Below are 24,167 nucleotides of genomic sequence, written 5' to 3' on the forward strand. Positions count from 1 at the left end.
AGGGACGGTGTGAATCTTGAGTCTGGCGTCAGCCCACCCTTTGCAACCACCGTGACCCGAGTCCTGACCCGATGAACACAGAATTCCGTAAAACCCTGCCCGGCAGTCCTCTGGATTATTTCGACGCCCGCGCGGCGGTCGAGGCGATTCAGCCCGGCAGTTACGACACCCTGCCGTACACCTCCCGCGTGCTGGCGGAAAACCTCGTGCGTCGCTGCGACCCGGCCACGCTCACCGATTCCCTCAAGCAACTGATCGAACGCAAACGCGACCTCGACTTCCCGTGGTTCCCGGCGCGCGTGGTCTGCCACGACATTCTCGGCCAGACCGCGCTGGTCGACCTCGCCGGTTTGCGTGACGCGATCGCCTTGCAGGGCGGCGATCCGGCGCAGGTCAACCCGGTGGTGCCGACGCAATTGATCGTCGACCACTCGCTGGCGGTGGAAGCGGGCGGGTTCGACAAGCAAGCGTTCGAGAAAAACCGCGCCATCGAAGACCGTCGCAACGAAGACCGTTTTCACTTCATCAACTGGACGAAGAAAGCCTTCAAGAACGTCGACGTGATCCCGCCGGGCAACGGCATCATGCACCAGATCAACCTGGAGAAAATGTCCCCGGTGATCCAGGTGCGTGAGGGCGTGGCGTTCCCCGACACTTGCGTCGGCACCGACAGCCACACCCCGCATGTCGATGCTCTGGGCGTCATCGCCATCGGCGTCGGCGGCCTCGAGGCGGAGAGCGTGATGCTCGGTCGCGCGTCGTGGATGCGCCTGCCGGAAAGCGTCGGTGTCGAGCTGACCGGCAAGCTGCAACCGGGCATCACCGCCACCGACATGGTACTGGCGCTGACCGAATACCTGCGCAAACAGAAAGTCGTCGGCGCGTGGCTGGAGTTCTTCGGCGAAGGCGCCGCTGCGCTGACGCTCGGCGACCGCGCGACCATTTCCAACATGGCCCCGGAATACGGCGCCACTGCAGCGATGTTCTACATTGACCAACAGACTATCGATTACCTGAAACTGACCGGTCGTGAAGACCAGCAAGTGCAGCTCGTCGAGCAGTACGCCAAGCTCACCGGCCTGTGGTCCGATAGCCTGAAAGGAGCGCAATACGAGCGCGGCCTGACTTTCGATCTGTCCTCAGTAGTGCGCAATATGGCCGGCCCGAGCAACCCGCACGCGCGCGTTGCGGTGGCGGATCTGGCGGCCAAAGGCATCTCCGGGCAGTGGGAGGACGTGCCCGGGCAAATGCCCGACGGCGCGGTGATCATCGCCGCCATCACCAGTTGCACCAACACCAGCAACCCGCGCAACGTGATTGCCGCCGGACTGCTGGCGCGCAACGCCAACAAGCTTGGCCTGACCCGCAAGCCGTGGGTGAAATCCTCGCTGGCGCCGGGTTCGAAAACCGTGGCGCTGTACCTCGACGAAGCGGGGCTGACCACTGAGCTGGAGCAACTCGGTTTCGGTGTTGTCGCCTTCGCTTGCACCACTTGCAACGGCATGTCCGGCGCGCTCGATCCGGTGATCCAGCAAGAGATCATCGACCGCGATCTGTACGCCACCGCCGTGCTTTCCGGCAACCGCAACTTCGACGGCCGCATTCACCCGTATGCCAAGCAAGCGTTCCTCGCTTCGCCGCCACTGGTGGTCGCATACGCCATCGCCGGGACCATCCGTTTCGACATCGAAAAGGATGTGTTGGGCGTGGTCGACGGCAAGGAAATCCGCCTGAAGGACATCTGGCCGAGCGACGAAGAAATCGACGCCGTGGTGAAATCTTCGGTCAAGCCTGAGCAGTTCCGTCAGGTCTACATTCCGATGTTCGCCGTCCACGAAGACACCGGCCCGAAAGTCACGCCGCTGTACGACTGGCGCGAAATGAGCACCTACATTCGCCGTCCACCGTACTGGGAAGGCGCGCTGGCCGGCGCCCGTCCGCTTAAGGGTATGCGCCCGCTGGCCGTGCTGCCGGACAACATCACCACCGATCACCTGTCGCCATCCAACGCGATCATGCTCGACAGCGCCGCCGGCGAATACCTGGCGAAAATGGGCTTGCCGGAAGAGGACTTCAACTCTTACGCCACCCACCGTGGCGACCACTTGACCGCGCAGCGCGCGACGTTTGCCAACCCGAAACTGTTCAATGAAATGGTCGTGGAAAACGGCAAGGTCAAGCAGGGTTCGCTGGCCCGTGTCGAGCCGGAAGGCAAGGTCATGCGCATGTGGGAAGCCATCGAGACCTACATGGAGCGCAAGCAGCCGCTGATCATTATTGCCGGCGCCGATTACGGTCAGGGTTCGTCCCGTGACTGGGCGGCGAAAGGCGTGCGTCTGGCCGGTGTCGAGGCGATTGCCGCAGAAGGTTTCGAGCGCATTCACCGCACCAACCTGGTGGGCATGGGCGTGTTGCCGCTGGAGTTCAAGCCGGGCACTGACCGTCACACCCTGGCCATCGACGGCAGCGAAACCTACGACGTGATCGGCGAGCGCAAACCGCGCGCGGACCTGACGCTGGTGATCCATCGCCAGAACGGCGAGCGCGTTGACGTGCCGGTGACCTGCCGTCTGGATACCGCTGAAGAAGTGTCGATCTATGAGGCTGGCGGCGTGTTGCAGCGCTTCGCTCAGGACTTCCTCGAAGAGTCGGCGGTTGCCGTTTAAATCTACTGATGCAGGCGTGAGGCTTGGGTCTCACGTCTGTGGTTAAGGAGCACCATGGCTCACGCACCACAAATCAAAATCCCTGCGACCTACATGCGCGGCGGCACCAGCAAAGGCGTGTTCTTCAGCCTCAAGGATCTGCCCGAAGCGGCACAGATTCCCGGCCCGACCCGCGACGCTTTGCTGCTGCGCGTGATCGGCAGCCCCGACCCGTACGACAAGCAAATTGATGGCATGGGCGGCGCCACGTCCAGCACCAGCAAAACCGTGATCCTGTCGAAAAGCATCAAGGCCGATCACGACGTCGATTACCTGTTCGGTCAGGTCTCCATCGACAAGCCGTTCGTGGACTGGAGCGGCAATTGCGGCAACCTCTCGGCAGCGGTCGGTTCGTTCGCCATCAGCAACGGTCTGGTCGACGCCAGCCGCATTCCGCACAACGGTGTTGCGGTGGTGCGCGTGTGGCAGGCCAACATCGGTAAAACGATTATTGCCCATGTGCCGATCACCAACGGCGAAGTGCAGGAAACCGGTGATTTCGAACTCGACGGCGTGACCTTTCCGGCGGCCGAAGTGCAAGTCGAATTCATGGACCCGGCAGCGGAAGAAGAGGGCGGCGGTGGTTCGATGTTTCCCACCGGCAACCTCATCGATGAGCTGGAAGTACCGGGTGTCGGCACGTTCAAGGCGACCATGATCAATGCTGGCATCCCGACGATCTTCGTCAATGCTGAAGACATCGGTTACACCGGTACCGAGTTGCAGAGCGCGATCAACAGCGATCCGCAAGCGCTGCAGATGTTCGAGACGATTCGGGCTTATGGCGCGTTGCGCATGGGTCTGATATCGAATCTCGATGAAGCGGCCAAACGTCAGCACACGCCGAAAGTCGCGTTTGTTGCCAAGCCTGCGGATTACGTCGCATCCAGTGGTAAAGCGGTTGGCGCCGGTGATGTGGATTTGCTGGTGCGCGCCTTGTCGATGGGCAAGTTGCATCACGCGATGATGGGCACGGCGGCGGTGGCCATCGGCACCGCTGCAGCAATCTCCGGCACCCTGGTAAACCTCGCGGCCGGTGGTGTTGAACGTAGTGCCGTGCGTTTTGGGCATCCGTCCGGGACGTTGCGCGTTGGCGCCGAAGCCAGTCTGGAAAACGGCGAGTGGGTGGTGAAGAAAGCCATCATGAGCCGTAGTGCGCGGGTGCTGATGGAAGGCTATGTACGCGTCCCCGGGGATTCCTTCTAACTTGAGATCTTATACCCTCACCCCAGCCCTCTCCCAGAGGGAGAGGGGGCCGACCGAGGTGTCTGGAGATGTACATCGACCTGAAAGATTGAGGCGATTACGGATCTGGGGGCTGATTGAGGTGTTTGAAGTTGTGCATTGATCAGATCGATTCTGGATTCAGCGCATATCGCTCAAGTCGGTGAACCTCCACAACATCCCCCAATCAGTCCCCTCTCCCTCGGGAGAGGGCTAGGGTGAGGGGCCACCCACTGAAGAAACCCAAAACAAGCAGGCACCCCAGACCTGCAATCAACCAGACCAACCCAGCCAAGCCCTGAGGAAGACCGCACCCACTCATCATTCCCGCACAGGAGAACCGCAATGAGCGCCAACGTCGACCTGAACAACCGCCCCGACTACGACCGTGTCCTGCAGGACATCGCCGATTACGTCCTCACCTTCAAAGTCACCTCCACCGAAGCCCTCGACACCGCCCGCAACTGCCTGATGGACACGCTGGGCTGCGGCCTGCTGGCGTTGCGCTTTCCCGAATGCACCAAGCATCTGGGCCCGATCGTCGAAGGCACCGTCGTCCCGTTCGGCGCACGCGTTCCCGGCACCTCCTATCGCCTCGACCCGGTCAAGGCCGCGTGGGACATCGGCTGCATCGTCCGCTGGCTCGACTACAACGACACCTGGCTCGCCGCCGAGTGGGGTCATCCATCCGACAACCTCGGCGGGATTCTCGCTGTGGCCGATCATCTTTCGCAGAAGCGTCTGGCCAACGCTGAAGCACCGCTGACGATTCGCGATGTGCTCGAAGCGATGATCATGGCCCACGAAATTCAAGGCGTGATCGCTCTGGAAAACTCCTTCAATCGTGTAGGACTCGATCACGTCATTCTGGTGAAAGTCGCTTCAACCGCTGTCAACGCCAAACTGATGGGCGCCAATCGCGAGCAATTGCTGTCGGCGTTGTCCCACGCGTTCGCTGATGGTCAGGCGCTGCGCACTTATCGTCATGCACCTAACGCCGGTTCACGAAAATCCTGGGCGGCGGGGGATGCGACGAGTCGTGGTGTGCGACTGGCCGACATCGCCATGCGCGGCGAAATGGGTATTCCCGGCGTGCTGACTGCGAAACAGTGGGGCTTTTATGACGTGCTGTTCAGCCATACCAACAGCGATCTGGCGCTGAAACCGGAGAATAAACGCGCCTTCAGTTTCTCGCGGCCATTCGGTAGTTACGTGATGGAAAACGTGCTGTTCAAGATCAGTTTCCCCGCCGAATTCCACGCGCAAACCGCCTGCGAAGCCGCGGTGACCTTGCACCCGCAAGTGCGCAATCGTCTGCATGAAATCGACCGGATCGTCATCACCACCCACGAATCGGCGATTCGCATCATTTCCAAAGTCGGGCCGCTGGCCAACGCCGCCGACCGTGACCACTGCATCCAGTACATGACCGCCGTGCCGCTGGCCTTTGGCAATCTGGTCGCCGAGCAGTACGAAGATGATTTCCACAAGGCGCACCCGATCATCGATGTGCTGCGCGAGAAAATGGTCATCGTCGAAGAACCGCGTTTCACCCGTGAATATCTGGAGCCCGACAAGCGCTCGATTGCCAACGCCGTACAGGTGTTTTTCAAGGATGGCAGCAGCACTGAAAACGTTGTGGTGGAATACCCGATCGGTCATCGTCGCCGCCGTGTCGAGGGCATTCCATTGCTGGAAGACAAGTTCAAGGCCAACCTGGCTACACGTTTCACCGGCCAGCGCAGCAGCGAGATCTTCGCGTTGTGCAAGGATCAGGCGCTGCTTGAAGCGACGGCAGTAAACCGCTTTGTGGATATGTTGGTTATCTGAACCACTTTTCCACAGGCATTTTGGTGATCGCAAACCCGCTCAACAAAACCGCCGAATAGATCATCAGCTCCCGGGACAGGGTTTGCCCCTCGTACCAGGCGCCGATGATCACGGCGAATACCGGGAAAATGATAAACACGAACGACAGAATGATCGGGCTCAAGCGTTTAAGCAGCAAAAAGTAAACGATGAATCCGCCCACTGATGCCACCAGTCCCAGATACAGCAGGGCGCCCCACGAGCGCGCGCTGACATCGCTGAATACCGGCGTCTCAACGCTCAATCCGACAATAAATAACATCGCCCCGGCAATGCCGATTGGCAGCGTGTTGTAGGTGATCACGCTGATCGCGCTGCCGTGTTTTTTCGTCACTACGTAACACAGCGCATGCATCACCGCCGCACAGAGAATCGCCAATACTCCCAGCCATTCCGCTTGATCCAGATGCAGGCCCTGACTACGAATAATCATGAACAGACTGCCAAAACCAATGGCGATGCCGAGCATTTGTGACGGGTAGATTCTCTCGCGCAGAAACAGCGCGGAAAACAACAGGATAAACACCGGCATGCAACTGAACAGCAGGGCGGTCAGGCCGGACGATACGTGCATCTCACCGTAGTTGAGCAGGTAGTAAGGCAGGCTGAAATACGACAGCGTGACGAACACAAAGAACCAGCGACTTTGCCGGGGAAACAACAGCGGTTCCTTGCGCAACAGCGTGAAGCTCAGGAACAGCGGAAAAGCGATCAGAAAGCGCAGCCCGGCGGCCGTCAGCGGCGGCACGCTTTCCACCGCAATCTTGATCCCCAGCCACGTCGTGCCCCAACTCAAACAGACGATGAGAAACAGCGTGCTGGTGATCAATCCGGCGAGCCAGGGTTTGCTGATGTGCATCGATGTGCTGACGGCGGTCGACATGTGGCGTACTCCGAACGGTGGAATTGACCTGATCGCGGAAACGGTCTATTTCTGATTGAACCTTTTTAAGCACGCTATTCGGGGCGAGAATGACTGTCAAAGTAAGTATTGCCATGGTGTCAATCCTCCGTGATGGACTCGCCAATGGCGTGGGCGTGAAGTACAAACGCCTGGCGAATGCCGTCGCGCAGGCCATCGACGAAGGCGTAATCGATGCCGGTAGCAAACTGCCGCCGCACCGGTTGTTGGCCGACAGTCTCGGAGTGACCATCGGTACGATCAGCCGTGCCTATGGCGAATTGGAACGCGTGGGGTTGGTCGTCGCCCGCGTCGGAGATGGCACTTATGTGTGTCAGCGCGGGATGGAACGGCCGCAGGACAAAGGCTTTCGTAATGTCAGCGATGAGCCGTCAGCCTGCTTCGACATGAGCCGCAACCAGCCTATTCCGGCGCAGGAAGCGGCGTTCATGAGCCAGAGTCTGCAGGAACTGGCCAGCGATCCTCGGGTGCTGCAACAGTTGACCGGGTACACCGCTGAAGCCGGGTTGGCGCGGCATCGTGTGGCGGGGGCGGTGTGGTTGCAGCATGCGGCGTATGTCCCGCATGCCGATCAGGTGTTGTGCGTCAACGGTGGCCAGCATGGTCTGCTGTGCACGTTGATGGGCTTGCTCAAGGCCGGCGACACCGTTGTGACCGAGCATTTGTCCTACCCGGGATTGATCGGCGTCGCACGCCAGCTCGGAATAAAACTCATTGGCGCGGCAATGGATGACGAAGGGCTTTTACCGTCGGCACTGGAGGATATCTGCCGTCAGCATCGGGTTTCGGCGGTGTATTGCACCCCGACGATCCAGAATCCTACGGCCGCTGTAATGTCGATCCCACGGCGCGAGGCGATTGCCGACCTCTGTCGTCAACACAATCTGCTGATTATCGAAGACGAGGCTCATGCCGTTCTGGATCGCCAACGCCCGTTACCGCTCAGCTATTTTGCGCCGGAGCGATCGGTGTTGATTGGCAGTCTGAGCAAGGCTGTTTCGGCGGGATTGCGCGTCGGTTATCTGCATGCGCCGCAAGCGTTGACCGGACGTTTGAGTGCCGCCATCCGCGCAACGTGCTGGATGGCCAATCCGTTATCGATGGAAGTCGCGAGCCTGTGGATTGAAAGCGGCATGGCCGAGCGTTTACTGGACGAGCAGATCAGCGAGATCGCTCGGCGCAAAGCGTTGGTGGCACCTGTGCTGCAGGGTTTGAACTACAAGACTCACCCTTATAGTCCGCACTTCTGGGTGGAGGTGCCTGAGCTTTGGCGGGCGTCGCAGATTGCGGCGGAGTTGAAGGAGAACAACTATCTGGTGGCCACCGCTGAGGCGTTTGCGGTGGGGCATGCGGCGGTGCCGCAATTTATTCGGGTGAGTGTGTGTAATGCGGTGGGCGATGATCGGTTGTTGCTGGCAGGTTTTGAAGCTCTGGCCAAGGCATTAACAGACACCGTGTGATCGTTCTTCGCGAGCAGGCTCGCTCCCACATTCGACCGCATTTCAACGGGATAAACGCGATCAAACTGTGGGAGCGAGCCTGCTCGCGAAAGCGTCAGAACAGGCAATACAGACCTATTTGAACCGCCGCTCTACACCTTTCTCCACCAGAATCTTCGCCGAAATCTCTTCCACGGAAAAATGCGTGGAGTTGATGTTGGGGATGTTCTCGCGACGGAACAGATTCTCCACTTCACGCACCTCGAACTCGCACTGGGCGTAGCTCGAATAACGGCTGTTGGGCTTGCGCTCGTTGCGGATTGCGGTGAGGCGGTCCGGGTCGATGGTCAGGCCGAACAGCTTGTGCTGATGAGCGCGCAGGGCCGTCGGCAGGGTCAGGCGTTCCATGTCGTCTTCGGTCAGCGGATAGTTGGCCGCGCGAATGCCGAACTGCATGGCCATGTACAGACACGTCGGCGTTTTGCCGCATCGCGACACGCCCACTAGTATCAAATCGGCTTTGTCGTAATAGTGCGTGCGCGCGCCGTCGTCGTTGTCGAGGGCAAAGTTAACCGCCTCGATACGTTCCATGTAGTTGGAGTTGTGGCCGATCGAATGCGACTTGCCGACGGTGTAGGAAGAGTGCTCGGACAGTTCCTGCTCCAGCGGGGCAAGAAAGGTCGAGAAAATGTCGATCATGAAACCATTGGACGTTGCGAGAATCTCACGGATGTCCTGATTGACAATGGTGTCGAAGATGATCGGGCGAAAGCCGTCGGTTTCAGCGGCTTTGTTGATTTGTTGTACCATGGCCCGCGCTTTTTCAACGCTGTCGATGTACGGTCGCGTGAATTTGCTGAAGGTAATGTTTTCGAACTGCGCCAGAAGGCTTTGACCCAGGGTTTCGGCAGTGATGCCGGTGCCATCGGAGATGAAGAAAGCAGATCGTTTCATTTGCACCTTGGGCCTTAAGCTAATGAGCATTTCTGGATATGATAGGCGCGATTTGTCGGCCGCGACTGGCCCGCATTCTCACTTATTTTCCAGGTCCAGGCCATACAACCGGCCAAGGCTCCCCCGGGCCACCGGTTTCTGAGCTTTTCCAACACAGTTAGTGGAGAGATCACCTTGGTAGAGTACGTAGTTTCCCTCGATAAGCTCGGCAAACACGATGTTGAGCATGTGGGGGGCAAGAACGCATCCCTGGGCGAGATGATCAGTAACCTGGCAGGCGCCGGTGTTTCGGTCCCCGGCGGCTTCGCCACGACGGCCCAGGCCTATCGTGATTTCCTCGAACTGAGCGGCCTCAACGACCAGATCCACAAGGCCCTCGACGCGCTCGACGTTGATGATGTCAACGCCCTGGCCAAGACCGGCGCACAGATCCGTCAATGGATCATGGAAGCCGAATTCCCTGAAAAACTGAATGCCGAAATCCGCACCGCGTTCGCCGCGCTGTCGGCCGGCAATCCTGATGTGGCCGTGGCCGTGCGTTCTTCCGCCACCGCCGAAGACTTGCCGGACGCCTCGTTCGCCGGTCAGCAGGAAACCTTCCTGAACATCCGTGGTGTGGAAAACGTTATCCGCGCCGCCAAAGAGGTGTTCGCGTCGCTGTTCAACGACCGTGCGATCTCCTACCGCGTGCACCAGGGCTTCGACCACAAACTGGTCGCCCTGTCGGCTGGCGTGCAGCGCATGGTGCGTTCGGAAACCGGCACTGCCGGCGTGATGTTCACCCTCGACACCGAATCCGGTTTCCGTGACGTGGTGTTTATCACCGGCGCCTACGGCCTGGGCGAAACCGTCGTACAAGGCGCGGTCAACCCGGATGAGTTCTACGTGCACAAGGGCACGCTGGAGGCCGGTCGTCCGGCGATCCTGCGTCGCAACCTGGGCAGCAAAGCGATCAAGATGATCTATGGCGACGAGGCCAAGGCCGGTCGTTCGGTCAAGACCATTGACGTCGACAAGGCGGATCGCGCGCGTTTCTGTCTGTCCGACGCTGAAGTCAGCGAGCTGGCCAAACAAGCGATGATCATCGAGAAGCACTATGGCTGCCCGATGGACATCGAGTGGGCCAAGGACGGTGACGACGGCAAGCTCTACATCGTGCAGGCGCGTCCGGAAACCGTGAAAAGCCGCACCCAGGCCAACGTCATGGAGCGTTACCTGCTGAAAGAAACCGGCACCGTGCTGGTTGAAGGTCGTGCGATTGGCCAGCGCATCGGCGCCGGTAAGGTTCGCATCATCAAAGACGTGTCCGAGATGGACAAAGTCCAGCCGGGCGACGTACTGGTTTCCGACATGACCGACCCGGACTGGGAACCGGTCATGAAGCGCGCCAGCGCGATCGTCACCAACCGTGGCGGCCGTACTTGCCACGCGGCGATCATCGCTCGTGAGCTGGGTATTCCGGCAGTGGTCGGTTGCGGCAACGCCACCCAACTGCTGAAGGATGGCCAGGGCGTGACCGTTTCGTGCGCCGAGGGCGACACCGGTTACATCTTCGAAGGCGAACTGGGCTTCGACATCAAGAAGAACTCCGTCGACGCCATGCCGGAGCTGCCGTTCAAAATCATGATGAACGTCGGCAACCCGGACCGCGCCTTCGACTTCGCGCAACTGCCGAACGCCGGTGTGGGCCTGGCCCGTCTGGAATTCATCATCAACCGCATGATCGGCGTCCACCCGAAAGCGCTGTTGAACTACGACGGTCTGCCGCAGGAAATCAAGGACAGCGTCGATAAGCGTATCGCCGGTTACGACGATCCGGTCGGCTTCTATGTCGAGAAACTGGTTGAAGGCATCAGCACCCTCGCGGCCGCGTTTGCACCGAAGAAAGTTATCGTGCGTCTGTCGGACTTCAAGTCCAACGAATACGCCAACCTGATCGGCGGCAAGCTCTACGAGCCGGAAGAAGAAAACCCGATGCTGGGCTTCCGTGGCGCTTCGCGTTACATCAGCGAATCGTTCCGTGACTGCTTCGAACTCGAATGCCGCGCGCTGAAACGTGTGCGCAACGAGATGGGCCTGACCAACGTCGAAATCATGGTGCCGTTTGTCCGTACTCTGGGCGAAGCCAGCCAGGTTGTTGATCTGCTCGCCGAGAACGGCTTGAAGCGCGGCGAGAACGGTCTGCGCGTGATCATGATGTGCGAACTGCCATCCAACGCGATCCTTGCTGAAGAATTCCTCGAATTCTTCGACGGTTTCTCGATCGGTTCCAACGACCTGACTCAGCTGACCCTGGGTCTGGACCGCGATTCCGGTATCATCGCGCACCTGTTCGACGAGCGTAATCCGGCGGTCAAGAAGCTGTTGGCCAACGCGATTGCGGCATGCAACAAGGCCGGCAAGTACATCGGTATCTGCGGTCAGGGTCCTTCGGACCACCCGGATCTGGCCAAGTGGCTGATGGAGCAGGGCATCGAAAGCGTGTCGCTGAACCCGGACTCCGTGCTGGAAACCTGGTTCTTCCTCGCCGAAGGCCAGGCGCAGGCTTGATCAATATGTGAACGGCCTGTTCCCTCTCAGGGGGCGGGCCTTGAGATTCAAGTAGGGCGGGCTCCTGTAGATGCCGCCCTTTTTTGTGCAAGAGCATTATGCAAAGCAGCAGCAACTTATTTCCTGTCGCCCTGATCAGCGCCGAACGGCGTGGTGATCTGAGCGAAGACGTGTATCGCTTGAAACCCGGCAACAGTCCCGACTGGTCCGTGGAAATCGCTGTGACCCGTTTGGGCATGGCCGATGACTCGACGCCTCGCGGTGTGCCGGTGATTCTGCTGCACGGCAGTTTTTCCAATCGGCGCTTCTGGTTCTCACCCAAAGGCCTGGGCTTGGGCGCATATCTGACGCGCCTGGGGTTCGACGTTTGGATTCCGGAGATGCGCGGCCACGGCCTGTCGCAGCGCAATGAGGAATACCGGCGCAATCGCGTGGCCGACTATGCCCGCTACGACCTGCCGGCGATTGCCGCGTTCGTGCGTGAGCAGAGCGGACAGGTGCCGCACTGGATTGGTCATTCGCTGGGCGGCATCACCCTGGCGGCGGCGCTCGGTGGCGAATACCTGGGCGAGCCGGCAGTGGCCTCGGCGGCGTTTTTCGGCACCCAGGTCAGCCGCACCTACTGGCCACTGAAAATCCCGCCAGTGGAGTGGAGCGGGCGCTTTATCCTCAAGCGTTTTGCGCAATTGTCGGGTTCGCGTCTCAAGCGTGGCCCGGAAGATGAGCCGATCGGTCTGGCGCTGGAAAGCATGCGCTGGTACGGCTTGTTCGGTCGTTTTGGCGACAAGGACAAGGATTGGTGGGCGGGGCTGGCCGATGTTCAAGTGCCAGTGCTGGCGGTGACCGCAGCAGGGGATCATCAGGATCCGGCCTGGGCCTGTCGCAAATTGTTCGAGCAGATCGGCTCCGAGCACAAGCAGTTCCTCAATCTGGGGCGCGAGCAGGGCTTCAACGATAATTTCGGCCATGTCGAGATGTTGGTGAGCAAAGCGGCGCAGACCGAGGTCTGGCCATTGGTGTCGCGTTGGTTGAACGATCAGCACACGCCATTGCTGGGTGAGAAGCCGGATCTGGCCGCTGCCGTGTGAGTGCGAAGGCCTTGAAGGGATTTCGTTCGGGTTGGCTTGCGGCTAAGATATGACGCAATGTGCGGATCTGGTCATTTTTGGTGGCGGTTTAGCTATTACGTTTCAGGGTTTGTTCAGGTTCGTTCAGCGACCATGGGATGGACTAAGGTAAACAACGACCAGCGAAACTCGTCTCCTCAGAACGCAGCATCCTTGATCGTTTTCCTTTTTACAGGAGTTTTTCGATGAACCATTACCTTACGCCTGATCTGTGCGACGCCTATCCGGAGCTGGTACAGGTGCTGGAACCGATGTTCAGCAATTTCGGCGGCCGTGATTCGTTCGGCGGCGAAATCGTGACCATCAAATGCTTCGAAGACAACTCGCTGGTCAAGGAACAGGCTGAACTCAAGGGCAGCGGCAAGGTGCTGGTGGTCGATGGCGGCGGTTCGCTGCGCCGTGCGCTGCTGGGCGACATGATCGCCGAGAAGGCGGCGAAAAACGGTTGGGAAGGGCTGGTGATCTACGGCTGCATCCGTGACGTTGACGTCATCGCCCAGACCGATCTGGGCGTGCAGGCGCTGGCCAGCCATCCGATGAAAACTGAAAAACGTGGTATCGGTGACCTCAACGTCCCGGTGACTTTCGCCGGTGTGACGTTCCACCCGGGCCACTACATTTATGCGGACAACAACGGCGTGATCGTCTCGCCGAGTCCGCTGAAGATGCCTGAATAAGCTTTTCGACAAAGGGATGCGGATGTTCGAGGAAGAAAACGCGCAGTGGGGGCTGGTGCATGCCCTGGTGCTGGACGGAAAAGGCGGTGCGCGTTCGATAGCCCGGACTGAGCTCGACGATTTGCAGCTGCAGGCCCATGAAAGCCTGTGGCTGCATTGGGATCGCAGCCATCCGCAGACCCAGACCTGGCTGCGCAAATCCAGCGGGCTCAATGAATTCACCTGTGATCTGCTGCTGGAAGAGAACACCCGGCCGCGCCTGTTGCCGCTGCCGGATGCCGAACTGTTGCTGTTTCTGCGCGGGGTCAATCTCAACCCGGGCGCCGAGCCGGAAGACATGGTCTCGGTGCGGATTTTCGCTTCTGCCCAACGGGTGATTTCCCTGCGTTTGCGCCCGTTGCGCGCCACCGATGAGCTGCTGGCGCAATTGGCCGACGGCAACGGCCCGAAAACCTCCTCCGAACTGATCCTTTATCTGGCGCAGTTCCTCACCAACAAGGTGCAGGATCTGGTCACTTGCCTCTCGGAAATCGCCGATGAGGAAGAAGAAAAGATGGATGCCGACGAACGGTATACTCCCGAGCATGGCGCCATTTTGCACATCCGTCGCCGGGCGGCCGGACTAAAGCGTTTTCTTGCACCGCAGCGGGATATTTTCGGACAACTCACGCGGATAAAACTGCCTTGGTTTGTCGATGACGATGCCGATTACTGGAACGAACTGAACAACAGTCTGACCCGCTATCTCGAAGAGCTCGAATTGACCCGAGAGCGCGTGGGGCTTGTGCTGGAGGCCGAAGACCGGCGCTTGAGCGAGCGTATGAATCGCACGATGTACCGCTTCGGGATCATCACCTGCATCTTTTTGCCGATGAGTTTTATCACCGGTTTGCTGGGTATAAACGTCGGCGGAATTCCGTTCTCCAGCAGCCCTTATGGTTTCCTGATTGCCTGTTTGACGGTGCTCGCCCTGGCCTTCGGTCAGTGGTGGTTATTCCGTCGTTTGCGCTGGGTATGAAGATGGCGCATGTGACCCGACCAAATCTGCCCGCGTCTTTCACAGACATCACGAGAGGTGCGTATGCACGATCCGTTTGAACAGTCTTTGCGCGACATGCTCAACGCTTCGCCGTCCAGCCGCGACGACGATGCGTGCCTGGGCCGCGTACTCAAAACCGCCAACCGCCAGGTTGGCGCCGGTGATCTGTTCAGCCTGCTGGGCCGCTGGCTGCCCGCGCTGATGATCGCCCTGAATAATGGATCGGCGCATGTCTCGCCGGTTTCCCGACTTCGTAAACCTACCGCTCGCACTGCTGATAAGGCTGATTGAATATGGAACTTGATCTCTGGACTCAGAGCCTCGTCACGGCAATGACTGCGTTGTGGACCAAAGTCGCCAACTTCATCCCGAACCTGTTCGGCGCACTGGTCGTGCTGCTGTTGGGTTTCGTCGTGGCCAAGCTGCTCGATACCCTGCTGTCCAAACTGCTCGCCAAGCTCGGTCTTGATCGCCTGATGGGTGGCACCGGGCTGACCAAATTGATGTCGCGCGCCGGGTTGCAAGTTCCGATCTCGACCCTGATCGGCAAGATCGTTTATTGGTTCGTCCTGCTGATTTTCCTGGTTTCTGCAGCAGAATCCCTTGGCCTTGAGCGAGTTTCGGCTACGCTGGATATGTTGGCGCTCTATTTGCCGAAAGTATTCGGCGCGGCGCTGGTATTGCTGGTAGGTGTTTTGCTCGCGCAACTGGCCAACGGGCTGGTGCGCGGGGCGGCAGAAGGTGTGGGCCTGGACTACGCTTCGGGGCTGGGGCGAATTGCACAAGGGCTGGTGATCATCATCAGCATCTCGGTCGCGATCAGTCAGCTTGAGGTCAAGACTGACCTGCTGAACCATGTGATCGTCATCGTTTTGATTACCGTTGGTCTGGCCGTTGCGCTGGCCATGGGTTTGGGAAGCCGGGAAATTGCCGGTCAGATTCTTGCGGGAATCTATGTGCGTGAGTTGTATCAGGTTGGGCAACAAGTGCGTGTTGGCGAGGTCGAAGGCCAGATCGAGGAGATCGGCACGGTTAAAACCACATTGCTGACCGATGAGGGTGAGCTAGTCTCTCTTTCCAATCGGATCCTGCTGGAACAGCATGTGAGTAGCCGCTAATCCGGCAAACCCTGCTAATGTATGCCGCCGCAAAATGCCAGCTGATGCTGGTTGCGGCGGACATTGACCTGACTGTCGGCACGACTTGTTTTGAATAAAGCCCAAACGCTATCCACGCGCTACGACCCCCGCGAGCTCTCTGATGAGGAGTTGGTCGCGCGCTCGCATACCGAGCTTTTTCACGTAACGCGCGCCTATGAAGAACTGATGCGGCGTTACCAGCGAACATTATTTAACGTTTGTGCGAGATATCTTGGGAACGATCGCGACGCAGACGATGTCTGTCAGGAAGTCATGTTGAAGGTGCTGTATGGCCTGAAGAACTTCGAGGGGAAATCGAAGTTCAAAACGTGGCTCTACAGCATCACGTACAACGAATGTATTACGCAGTATCGGAAGGAACGGCGAAAGCGTCGCTTGATGGACGCATTGAGTCTTGACCCCCTCGAGGAAGCGTCCGAAGAAAAGGCGCCGAAACCCGAGGAGAAGGGCGGGCTTGATCGCTGGCTGGTGTATGTGAACCCGATTGACCGTGAAATTCTGGTGCTTCGATTTGTCGCAGAGCTGGAATTTCAGGAGATCGCAGACATCATGCACATGGGTTTGAGTGCGACAAAAATGCGTTACAAACGTGCTCTAGATAAATTGCGTGAGAAATTTGCAGGCATTGCTGAAACTTAGTTCAGCGCAAATATCTCTTACGTGTAGGCAAGTTCTGATAGACTTGCCGCCGAGTTGTCCCCCGGTTTGCGGGACTGCTTCACAATCACCAGATGGGGATTTAACGGATGAAACTGAAAAACACCTTGGGCTTGGCCATTGGTTCTCTGATTGCCGCCACTTCGTTCGGCGCTCTGGCACAAGGCCAAGGCGCAGTTGAAATCGAAGGCTTCGCAAAGAAAGAACAATTCGACAGCGCTCGTAACTTCAAGAACAACGGCAACCTGTTCGGCGGCTCGATCGGTTACTTCCTGACCGACGACGTTGAACTGCGTCTGGGCTACGACGAAGTGCACAACGTGCGTTCCGACGACGGTCGTAACATCAAGGGCGCTAACACCGCTCTGGACGCTCTGTACCACTTCAACAACCCAGGCGACATGCTGCGTCCATACGTATCGGCTGGTTTCTCCGATCAGAGCATCGGTCAGAACGGTTCCGGCGGTCGTGACCGCTCCACCTTCGCCAACGTTGGCGCTGGTGCCAAGCTGTACTTCACCGACAACTTCTACGCCCGTGCTGGCGTTGAAGCTCAGTACAACATCGACCAGGGCGACACCGAGTGGGCTCCTAGCGTCGGTATCGGTGTGAACTTCGGTGGCGGCTCCAAGCCTGCTGCTGCTCCAGTTCCAGCACCAGCTGAAGTCTGCTCCGACAGCGACAACGATGGCGTTTGCGACAACGTTGACAAGTGCCCGGACACCCCAGCCAACGTAACTGTTGACGCTGACGGCTGCCCAGCAGTTGCTGAAGTTGTTCGTGTTGAGCTGGACGTTAAGTTCGACTTCGACAAGTCGGTTGTGAAGCCAAACAGCTACGGCGACATCAAAAACCTGGCTGACTTCATGAAGCAGTACCCATCCACCACCACTACTGTTGAAGGTCACACTGACTCCGTCGGTCCTGACGCTTACAACCAGAAACTGTCCGAGCGTCGTGCAAACGCCGTTAAGCAAGTTCTGACCAACCAGTACGGTGTTGAATCGTCCCGCGTTCAGTCTGTTGGCTACGGCGAATCCCGCCCAGTTGCTGACAACAAAACTGAAGCTGGCCGCGCTGTAAACCGTCGCGTAGAAGCGCAGGTTGAAGCTCAAGCTAAGTAATTAGCTGCCGCTCTGAGAAAAGCCCGGCTTAGGCCGGGCTTTTCTTTGCCTGCGATTTGGCTTTGCAGCTTTAAAAAATCGCAGCCTTCGGCAGCTCACAGGACCAATGCAGATCCAAAGTAGGAGCTGCCGCAGGCTGCGATCTTTTGTTCTTCAACAACAGCCGCCACCGCCCCGATCACCAGAATCGCCGGGCTTTTCAATCCAAACGCACGCGCATCATCACTCATACTCGCCAGATCACTCCGGCATTCGCGCTGCTCTGGCAACGATGCATTCTCGATCATCGCCACCGGCGTATCCGCCACCATCCCGCCTGCCAGCAGTTGATCGCGAATCTCCCCAAGCTTGGCCACGCCCATATAAACCACCAGCGTCGTACCACCCTGCGCCAGCGCCTGCCAGTTCAACTGGCTGTCGTCCTGGGTGTGTGCAGTCACCAGCGTCACCCCGCGTGCCACACCGCGTAACGTCAGCGGAATATCGCACTGCGTCGCCCCGGCCAGCCCGGCGGTGATGCCATTGACCAACTCTACTTCGACGCCACGTTCACGCAACCACTGCGCCTCTTCGCCACCACGGCCGAAAATGCACGGATCGCCGCCCTTGAGCCGCACCACACACTTGCCATGGCGGGCATAGCGCAGCATCAGCCGATGGATAAACGCTTGCGGTGTCGAACGGCAGCCGCCGCGTTTACCCACTGCAATGATGCGGGCGTCAGGGCAGTGTTCCAGCACCGCGTCGTTGACCAGATCATCAATCAGCACCACATCGGCCTCGCGCAAGGCGCGCACCGCTTTGAGGGTCAGCAGTTCCGGATCACCCGGTCCCGCGCCGACCAGCCAGACTTTTGCGTTCATGGTGTTTTCCTCATCAGATGATGGCGGCTGGCTGCACGTCGGCAGCCAGTAAGCGTTTTATTTCCGGGACGCACGAGCCGCATTGCGTGCCGCAGCCCAGTTGGTTTTTCAAGCCCTGCAGATCCAGGCCTTGGCGAATGCCGGCGCAGACCGCGTTGAGGCTGACGTTCTTGCAGTTGCACAGGGTTTTATCCACAGCCATTTGCGCCCCGAAACTGCCCGGCGGCGCACTCATTGGCGCCAATAGCCAGCGCCGCAGTTGCTCATCCGCACGGCCTTCCAGCCACAACCCTTGCAGCCAATGCTGAGCGAGGGTTTCACCGGCTAACCGGATCGCAGTGATCCGGCCGTTTTCAATGCGCACGCGTTTGCCAATGGCGCGGCGAGGATCGTCATAAGCCAATACCGGGCCGTCGATCAGTGACAGGCATTGGTCGATTTCACCGAGCAATTGCGCATTCGGAGCTTCGCTGCTGGCCGCGCGTATCAGCAATGCCGATCGTTCACGTCCGACAAGGCTGAGACTCACGTAGGAAAATGCCTCACAGAGCGGTCGTAGCGTCTCGAAATGCCGTTGAACATCACCCTCGATCAGTGCGAAAAGTTGCCACGGCAGACTGACCGGCTCGAGACGCACACCGCTGTGTTTCAGCTCCGGTTGCTTCGACAGCGGATCAAAGTCCGGCAGGGTCAGGCTGTTCACACCGCCCTTGAGAAAACGGTCGCCCCAGTGCATCGGCAGAAACGCTTGCCCCGGACGTACGCTGTCATCGCTGCCAACCGCGACGATTACCGCGCCGCGACGACTTTTAAGGTTGACCAGATCGCCCGGCTGCAAACGATGCCGGCGCATTTCGTCCGGGTGCAGGCTCAACACCGCTTCGCTGACATGCCCGAACAATTGCGCTGCCGTGCCAGTGCGGCTCATACCGTGCCATTGATCGCGCAAGCGGCCAGTGATCAACGTCAGTGGAAAGCGAGCATCGCGCTGCTCTTTGGCGGCGCGATACGAATCGGCAATAAACTGAGCCCGACCGTTGGCCGTAGGAAAAATCCCGTCCTCGTACAGTCGTGGCGTTCCTTGCCGCGCTCCGACAGGGAAGGGCCATTGCTGCGGTCCGATCTCGTCGATTAGCGCGTGGCTGATCCCGGACATATCCAGATCCCGTCCACGCGTCAGCCCTTTGAATTCATCGAACAACTGCGCAGGTTGGTTAAACGTAAACAGGCTCGACTCAGCGGGACGCAGACGTTTCTCCAGACGTTGTGCGAAATCTACCGTGATCGCCCAGTCCGGCTGCGCCTCACCCGGTGGGAGGATGGCTTTACGCACGTGGGAAATGCGTCGCTCGGAATTGGTCACCGAGCCTTCTTTCTCGCCCCAACTGGCGGCAGGCAGCAGGAGATCGGCGAATGCAGCGGTTTCGGTGGTGCGAAAGGCTTCTTGCAGAACCACAAACGGGCAGGTCTCAAGCGCTGCTCGCACAGCATGTTGGTCCGGCATCGATTGCGCAGGGTTGGTGCAGGCAATCCACAACGCCTTGATCTTGCCGTTGCGCACTTGCTCGAACAGTTCGATGGCACTGAGACCGGTACTTTCCGGCAACCGATCAACGCCCCAATATGCCGCTACTTCGGCGCGATGTTCAGGGTTGGCCGCGTCTCGATGGCCCGGCAACAGATTCGACAAACTGCCCGTTTCGCGCCCGCCCATGGCATTTGGCTGACCGGTAAGGGAGAAAGGTCCTGCACCCGGACGGCCGATTTGCCCGGTAGCTAAATGCAGATTGATCAGCGCGCTGTTCTTCGCGCTGCCAGCGGTGGACTGGTTCAGGCCCATGCACCACAGCGACAGAAAACTCGGCGAGGTGCCCACCCATTCAGCGCACTGCTGCAGTTGCTCGACACTGATCCCGCACAGTTGCGAAACCATTTGCGGGGTGTAATCGCGCACCAGATTTTTCAAGTCGGCGAGGCCATCGGTGTGCGCCTTGATGAAGTCACGGTCGATCCAGTCTTCCCACAGCAACAGATGCAGAATTCCGTGAAACAACGCGACATCGGTGCCCGGCAGAATCGCCAAGTGCAGATCCGCGAGGTCGCAGGTGTCGGTACGCCGTGGGTCAATGACGATGACTTTCATCTGTGGGCGGCGGGATTTTGCCTCTTCCAGCCGACGGAAAAGTACCGGATGGGCGTAGGCCATGTTACTGCCGACGATCATCACGCAATCGCTGAGTTCCAGGTCTTCATAACTGCACGGAGGAGCATCGGCGCCGAGGCTGCGTTTGTAGCCGACCACTGCTGAAGACATGCACAGGCGCGAATTGCTGTCGATGTTGTTGGTCCCGACCAACGCCCGCGCCAGTTTGTTGAAGGCGTAATAGTCCTCGGTCAGCAACTGCCCGGAGATATAGAACGCCACGCTGTCCGGGCCGTGCTCGGCAATGGTCTCGGCGAACACGTTGGCAGCGTGTTCCAGTGCCGTATCCCAATCCGTTCGGCTGCGCGCCAGGCCTTTGCCCAGACGCAGTTCCGGGTACAGCGCGCGGGCTGCCAGGTCGCCGGTCAGGTGCAGGGTTGAGCCTTTGCTGCACAGTTTGCCGAAGTTGGCCGGGTGCGCCGGATCGCCGCTGACGCCGAGGATGCGCTCGCCGTCATGCTCGATCAGCACGCCGCAGCCGACCCCGCAATAACAGCAGGTCGAGGCGGTCGTCTGGCGGTTCATCAGATGGCGTCCCGCAGGGCCAGTTGCACACGACCGTTTTCGACCCGCGCCGGGTGATGGTGCGCGCAACCGATGTCCGGCGCCTGAGCTTCGCCAGATTCGAGGTCGATCTGCCAGTTGTGCAACGGGCAGGCCACACGTTTGCCGTAGATCAAACCTTGCGACAATGGTCCGCCCTTGTGCGGGCAGCGGTCGTCGAGGGCGAAAACCTCATCGTCGCTTGTACGAAAAATCGCGATGTCACCTTTCGGCCCGGCAATGATTCGCGAACCGAGGGCATTGATCTCGTCGAGGGCACAGATATCCAGCCAGTTCATGCCGGCACCTCCAGGTTTTTCACGGGAATTACGTCGAATTCTTTCTTCAGTTGCGGCTGCGCCAGACGCTCTTTCCAAGGGTCTTGCTCGAACGACAGAGAGAATTGCAGGCGCTCGTTCAGGGCCTTGCGACGCTCGGGGTCTTCGAGCACGGCTTTCTTGATGTGCTCCATACCGACCCGTTGCAGGTAGTGCACGGTGCGTTCGAGGTAGAAGGCTTCTTCGCGGTAGAGCTGCAGGAACGCGCCGTTGTATTCGCGGACTTCCTCGGCGGTTTTCAGCTTGACGAAAAACTCAGCGACCTCGGTTTTGATTCCGCCGTTACCGCCGATGTACATCTCCCAACCGGAGTCGACACCGATAATTCCTACGTCTTTTATCCCCGCTTCCGAGCAGTTGCGTGGGCAACCGGAGACGGCGAGTTTCACTTTGTGCGGCGACCACATGTTGAACAGATCGTGCTCGAGCTCGATGCCCAGTTGTGTCGAGTTCTGCGTGCCGAAACGGCAGAACTCACTGCCGACGCAGGTTTTCACGGTGCGGATGGATTTGCCGTAGGCATGCCCGGACGGCATGTCGAGGTCTTTCCAGACGCCGGGCAAGTCCTGCTTCTTGATGCCGAGCAAATCGATGCGCTGACCGCCGGTGACCTTGACCATCGGCACGTTGTACTTGTCGGCCACGTCGGCAATCCGCCGCAGTTCCGAAGGATTGGTCACGCCGCCCCACATCCGTGGCACCACCGAATAGGTGCCGTCCTTCTGAATGTTGGCGTGGGCGCGTTCGTTGATCAGGCGCGATTGCGGATCGTCCTTGGCTTCGCCGGGCCAAGTGGAAATCAGGTAATAGTTGAGGGCAGGGCGGCATGTTGCGCAGCCGTTCGGCGTGCGCCAGTTGAGGTAGCTCATGGTGCCGGCGATGGTCAGCAGATGTTGCTCGCGGATGGCCTGACGGATCTGCCCGTGATTGAGGTCGCTGCAACCGCAGATGGCTTTTTCGCTCTTCGGTTTGACGTCCGCCGCACCGCCGACGGTGTTGATCAGGATCTGTTCGACCAGCCCGGCGCAGGAGCCGCAGGAGCTGGCAGCCTTGGTATGTTTCTTCACCTCATCGACGCTGAACAGGCCGTGTTCCTGAATGGCTTTGACGATGGCGCCTTTGCACACGCCGTTGCAGCCGCAGACTTCGGCGGTGTCGGCCATGACCATGGCTTTGTCCTGGCCTTGATGTCCTACGTCGCCTAACGCATTTTCTCCAAACATGAGGTGATCGCGGATTTCGCCGATGGCGTGATTCTCACGAATCTGCCGGAAATACCAACCGCCATCTGCCGTATCGCCGTACAGACAGGCGCCGACCAGCACGTCATCCTTGATCACCAGTTTTTTGTACACGCCGCCAATCGGGTCGGAGAGGGTGATGGTTTCCGTGCCTTCGCCGCCCATGAAATCGCCGGCAGAAAACAGATCGATGCCGGTGACTTTCAATTTGGTCGAGGTCACCGAACCCTGATAACGGGCGAAACCCAGTTGTGCGAGGTGGTTGGCGCAGACCTTGGCCTGTTCGAACAACGGCGCGACCAGACCGTAGGCAATGCCGCGGTGGCTGGCGCACTCGCCGATGGCATAAATGCGCGGGTCGTAGGTTTGCAGCGTGTCGTTGACCAGAATCCCGCGATTGCACGGGATGCCGGCCTTTTCCGCCAATTCTGTGTTGGGACGAATACCGGCAGCCATTACCACCAGATCGGCGGGGATGATCTCGCCGTTCTTGAACTGCACCGAGCCGACCCGGCCATTGCCTGCGTCGTGCAGCGCCTGAGTCTGTTCGCACAGACGGAAGTGCAGGCCACGGGATTCAAGAGCGTTTTGCAGCAGTTGGCCGCTGGTTTTGTCGAGTTGACGTTCCAGCAACCACTCACCGATGTGCACCACGGTGACGTGCATGCCGCGCAGCATCAGGCCATTGGCGGCTTCGAGCCCGAGCAGACCGCCACCGATGACCACCGCGTGTTTGTGGGTTTTAGCGGTGTCGATCATTGCCTGGGTATCGGCGATGTCGCGATAGCCGATCACTCCGTGCAAGGTGTTGCCGGGGATCGGCAGGATGAACGGCGTCGAACCGGTGGCGATCAGCAGGCGATCGTATTCGGCTTCGGTGCCGTCCTCGGCGATCACCCGGCGTTTGACCCGGTCGATCTCCACCACTTTGCGGTTGAGCAGCAACTTGATGTTGTTTTCCAGGTACCAGTCGAGGTCGTTGAGCACGATCTCCTCGAAAGTCTGCTCACCGGCCAGCACCGGCGACAGCAGGATGCGGTTGTAGTTGGTGTGCGGTTCGGCGCCGAAGACCGTGATGTCGTACAGCTCGTTGCTCAGCTTGAGCAGTTCTTCGAGGGTGCGGACCCCGGCCATGCCATTGCCGATCATCACCAGTTTGAGTTTTTTCATCAGGTTCTCCGGGGAGCTGCGGCTGGCCTCTTGTGGGCAGTCAGGCCTTGCTCGAGAAATTTTGCGCAAACAAAAAAAGGCGTCCCGCTAGTTGCCTAGCGAGGACGCCTTTGTCCTGGTCCCGTTCTCTCGGGAAGCGCAGCCTTCGTCGTTGAAGGTTGGGCTTTATGTGTGTGTTGGGTGGGGTAATGCAGTGGTTGTGCCAAGTGGGGGCGGTGGCGGGTTTATTGGGGTTTGGCAGTTTTTGAGGGTAATTTTTTGCACTGAATCGAGGCGGGTTGCTCGTTCGTGGGGCATTCAGGCAGGTGGATTTGTAGTGATTGGGCGGGCCCCTTCGCGAGCAAGCTCGCTCCCACAGGGGA

Annotated in this window: 18 protein-coding genes; 12 read left to right on the forward strand and 6 right to left on the reverse strand. The window is 59.1% G+C overall.

Going from position 1 to position 24,167, the window contains the following annotated elements; genetic code table 11:
* Positions 1–71 precede the first annotated feature (71 nt).
* From acnD to prpD, 3 genes are all read left to right on the forward strand, one after another.
* The gene (gene acnD / locus AB4O01_RS00085; protein ID WP_460090270.1) at positions 72–2,666 is read left to right on the forward strand and encodes a Fe/S-dependent 2-methylisocitrate dehydratase AcnD; all 2,595 of its coding nucleotides are present in this window, start codon (positions 72–74) and stop codon (positions 2,664–2,666) included.
* A gap of 54 nt (positions 2,667–2,720) precedes the next feature.
* A complete protein-coding gene (gene prpF / locus AB4O01_RS00090) occupies positions 2,721–3,911 on the forward strand; it encodes a 2-methylaconitate cis-trans isomerase PrpF (RefSeq protein ID WP_257357947.1) in 1,191 nt (396 codons plus the stop codon).
* Between the two features lie 363 nt (positions 3,912–4,274).
* Positions 4,275–5,759, forward strand: a complete 1,485-nt coding sequence (gene prpD, locus AB4O01_RS00095) for a 2-methylcitrate dehydratase (protein WP_460090271.1) — start codon at positions 4,275–4,277, stop codon at positions 5,757–5,759.
* On the opposite strand, the gene AB4O01_RS00100 is transcribed toward prpD, so the two are convergent.
* Positions 5,752–6,657: a DMT family transporter gene (locus AB4O01_RS00100; RefSeq protein ID WP_460092331.1), complete on the reverse strand. Its 906-nt coding sequence runs from the start codon at positions 6,655–6,657 to the stop codon at positions 5,752–5,754. The genes prpD and AB4O01_RS00100 overlap by 8 nt on opposite strands.
* Before the next feature lie 113 nt (positions 6,658–6,770).
* Here AB4O01_RS00100 and AB4O01_RS00105 point away from each other — a divergent pair, with 113 nt between their 5' ends.
* Positions 6,771–8,180 carry an aminotransferase-like domain-containing protein gene (locus AB4O01_RS00105; protein ID WP_460090272.1) on the forward strand — a complete coding sequence of 470 codons (1,410 nt, stop codon included), beginning with the start codon at positions 6,771–6,773 and terminating at the stop codon, positions 8,178–8,180.
* A 114-nt stretch (positions 8,181–8,294) separates the two neighbouring features.
* Here AB4O01_RS00105 and ppsR read toward each other — a convergent pair whose 3' ends face one another.
* Positions 8,295–9,113 carry a posphoenolpyruvate synthetase regulatory kinase/phosphorylase PpsR gene (ppsR, locus tag AB4O01_RS00110; RefSeq protein WP_093431771.1) on the reverse strand — a complete coding sequence of 273 codons (819 nt, stop codon included), beginning with the start codon at positions 9,111–9,113 and terminating at the stop codon, positions 8,295–8,297.
* 174 nt (positions 9,114–9,287) lie between these two features.
* On the opposite strand from ppsR, the gene ppsA reads away from it, so the two are divergent.
* The 8 genes from ppsA (at position 9,288) to AB4O01_RS00150 (ending at position 17,447) form a co-directional block, all read left to right on the forward strand.
* A complete protein-coding gene (gene ppsA, locus AB4O01_RS00115; protein ID WP_093431773.1) occupies positions 9,288–11,663 on the forward strand; it encodes a phosphoenolpyruvate synthase in 2,376 nt (791 codons plus the stop codon).
* A 98-nt stretch (positions 11,664–11,761) separates the two neighbouring features.
* Entirely contained in the window at positions 11,762–12,751 is a 990-nt protein-coding gene (locus AB4O01_RS00120; RefSeq protein ID WP_460090273.1) for an alpha/beta fold hydrolase, read from the forward strand.
* A 224-nt stretch (positions 12,752–12,975) separates the two neighbouring features.
* Positions 12,976–13,467 (forward strand): ribonuclease E activity regulator RraA, encoded by a 492-nt coding sequence (gene rraA / locus AB4O01_RS00125; protein ID WP_460063720.1) that lies wholly within the window; start codon positions 12,976–12,978, stop codon positions 13,465–13,467.
* Between the two features lie 22 nt (positions 13,468–13,489).
* Positions 13,490–14,485, forward strand: coding sequence for a zinc transporter ZntB (locus AB4O01_RS00130; RefSeq protein ID WP_093431779.1), 996 nt, complete (start codon positions 13,490–13,492; stop codon positions 14,483–14,485).
* A 63-nt stretch (positions 14,486–14,548) separates the two neighbouring features.
* The gene (locus AB4O01_RS00135; protein ID WP_008076827.1) at positions 14,549–14,797 is read left to right on the forward strand and encodes a hypothetical protein; all 249 of its coding nucleotides are present in this window, start codon (positions 14,549–14,551) and stop codon (positions 14,795–14,797) included.
* A 2-nt stretch (positions 14,798–14,799) separates the two neighbouring features.
* Positions 14,800–15,624, forward strand: a complete 825-nt coding sequence (locus tag AB4O01_RS00140; protein ID WP_007916401.1) for a mechanosensitive ion channel family protein — start codon at positions 14,800–14,802, stop codon at positions 15,622–15,624.
* Between the two features lie 90 nt (positions 15,625–15,714).
* On the forward strand, positions 15,715–16,305 hold the full coding sequence (sigX, locus tag AB4O01_RS00145; protein ID WP_011333251.1) for an RNA polymerase sigma factor SigX: 591 nt from the start codon (positions 15,715–15,717) through the stop codon (positions 16,303–16,305).
* 107 nt (positions 16,306–16,412) lie between these two features.
* Positions 16,413–17,447: an OmpA family protein gene (locus tag AB4O01_RS00150; protein WP_034152869.1), complete on the forward strand. Its 1,035-nt coding sequence runs from the start codon at positions 16,413–16,415 to the stop codon at positions 17,445–17,447.
* Between the two features lie 95 nt (positions 17,448–17,542).
* Here AB4O01_RS00150 and cobA read toward each other — a convergent pair whose 3' ends face one another.
* Genes cobA through nirB form a run of 4 tightly spaced genes read right to left on the reverse strand, consistent with a single transcriptional unit; the run spans position 17,543 to position 23,805 of the window.
* The gene (gene cobA, locus AB4O01_RS00155) at positions 17,543–18,310 is read right to left on the reverse strand and encodes a uroporphyrinogen-III C-methyltransferase (protein WP_099758461.1); all 768 of its coding nucleotides are present in this window, start codon (positions 18,308–18,310) and stop codon (positions 17,543–17,545) included.
* A gap of 13 nt (positions 18,311–18,323) precedes the next feature.
* On the reverse strand, positions 18,324–21,038 hold the full coding sequence (locus tag AB4O01_RS00160; RefSeq protein ID WP_460090274.1) for a nitrate reductase: 2,715 nt from the start codon (positions 21,036–21,038) through the stop codon (positions 18,324–18,326).
* Positions 21,038–21,355, reverse strand: a complete 318-nt coding sequence (nirD, locus tag AB4O01_RS00165) for a nitrite reductase small subunit NirD (RefSeq protein WP_016985592.1) — start codon at positions 21,353–21,355, stop codon at positions 21,038–21,040. The genes AB4O01_RS00160 and nirD overlap by 1 nt, the downstream gene beginning before the upstream one ends.
* Positions 21,352–23,805 carry a nitrite reductase large subunit NirB gene (nirB, locus tag AB4O01_RS00170; protein ID WP_460090275.1) on the reverse strand — a complete coding sequence of 818 codons (2,454 nt, stop codon included), beginning with the start codon at positions 23,803–23,805 and terminating at the stop codon, positions 21,352–21,354. Before nirB ends, nirD begins: the two co-directional genes overlap by 4 nt.
* Positions 23,806–24,167: the final 362 nt, after the last annotated feature.

Source organism: Pseudomonas sp. S2_E02, assembly GCF_054668355.1.

Bases quoted from the DNA above. Each gene is read 5' to 3' on its own strand.
- AB4O01_RS00100 (WP_460092331.1), bottom strand. From the start codon at position 6,657: ATGCACATCAGCAAACCCTGGCTCGCCGGATTGATCACCAGCACGCTG.
- nirD (WP_016985592.1), bottom strand. From the start codon at position 21,355: ATGAACTGGCTGGATATCTGTGCCCTCGACGAGATCAATGCCCTCGGT.
- acnD (WP_460090270.1), top strand. From the start codon at position 72: ATGAACACAGAATTCCGTAAAACCCTGCCCGGCAGTCCTCTGGATTAT.
- cobA (WP_099758461.1), bottom strand. From the start codon at position 18,310: ATGAACGCAAAAGTCTGGCTGGTCGGCGCGGGACCGGGTGATCCGGAA.
- prpF (WP_257357947.1), top strand. From the start codon at position 2,721: ATGGCTCACGCACCACAAATCAAAATCCCTGCGACCTACATGCGCGGC.
- AB4O01_RS00150 (WP_034152869.1), top strand. From the start codon at position 16,413: ATGAAACTGAAAAACACCTTGGGCTTGGCCATTGGTTCTCTGATTGCC.
- rraA (WP_460063720.1), top strand. From the start codon at position 12,976: ATGAACCATTACCTTACGCCTGATCTGTGCGACGCCTATCCGGAGCTG.
- AB4O01_RS00120 (WP_460090273.1), top strand. From the start codon at position 11,762: ATGCAAAGCAGCAGCAACTTATTTCCTGTCGCCCTGATCAGCGCCGAA.
- AB4O01_RS00140 (WP_007916401.1), top strand. From the start codon at position 14,800: ATGGAACTTGATCTCTGGACTCAGAGCCTCGTCACGGCAATGACTGCG.
- AB4O01_RS00135 (WP_008076827.1), top strand. From the start codon at position 14,549: ATGCACGATCCGTTTGAACAGTCTTTGCGCGACATGCTCAACGCTTCG.
- prpD (WP_460090271.1), top strand. From the start codon at position 4,275: ATGAGCGCCAACGTCGACCTGAACAACCGCCCCGACTACGACCGTGTC.
- nirB (WP_460090275.1), bottom strand. From the start codon at position 23,805: ATGAAAAAACTCAAACTGGTGATGATCGGCAATGGCATGGCCGGGGTC.
- AB4O01_RS00105 (WP_460090272.1), top strand. From the start codon at position 6,771: ATGACTGTCAAAGTAAGTATTGCCATGGTGTCAATCCTCCGTGATGGA.
- AB4O01_RS00130 (WP_093431779.1), top strand. From the start codon at position 13,490: ATGTTCGAGGAAGAAAACGCGCAGTGGGGGCTGGTGCATGCCCTGGTG.
- AB4O01_RS00160 (WP_460090274.1), bottom strand. From the start codon at position 21,038: ATGAACCGCCAGACGACCGCCTCGACCTGCTGTTATTGCGGGGTCGGC.
- ppsR (WP_093431771.1), bottom strand. From the start codon at position 9,113: ATGAAACGATCTGCTTTCTTCATCTCCGATGGCACCGGCATCACTGCC.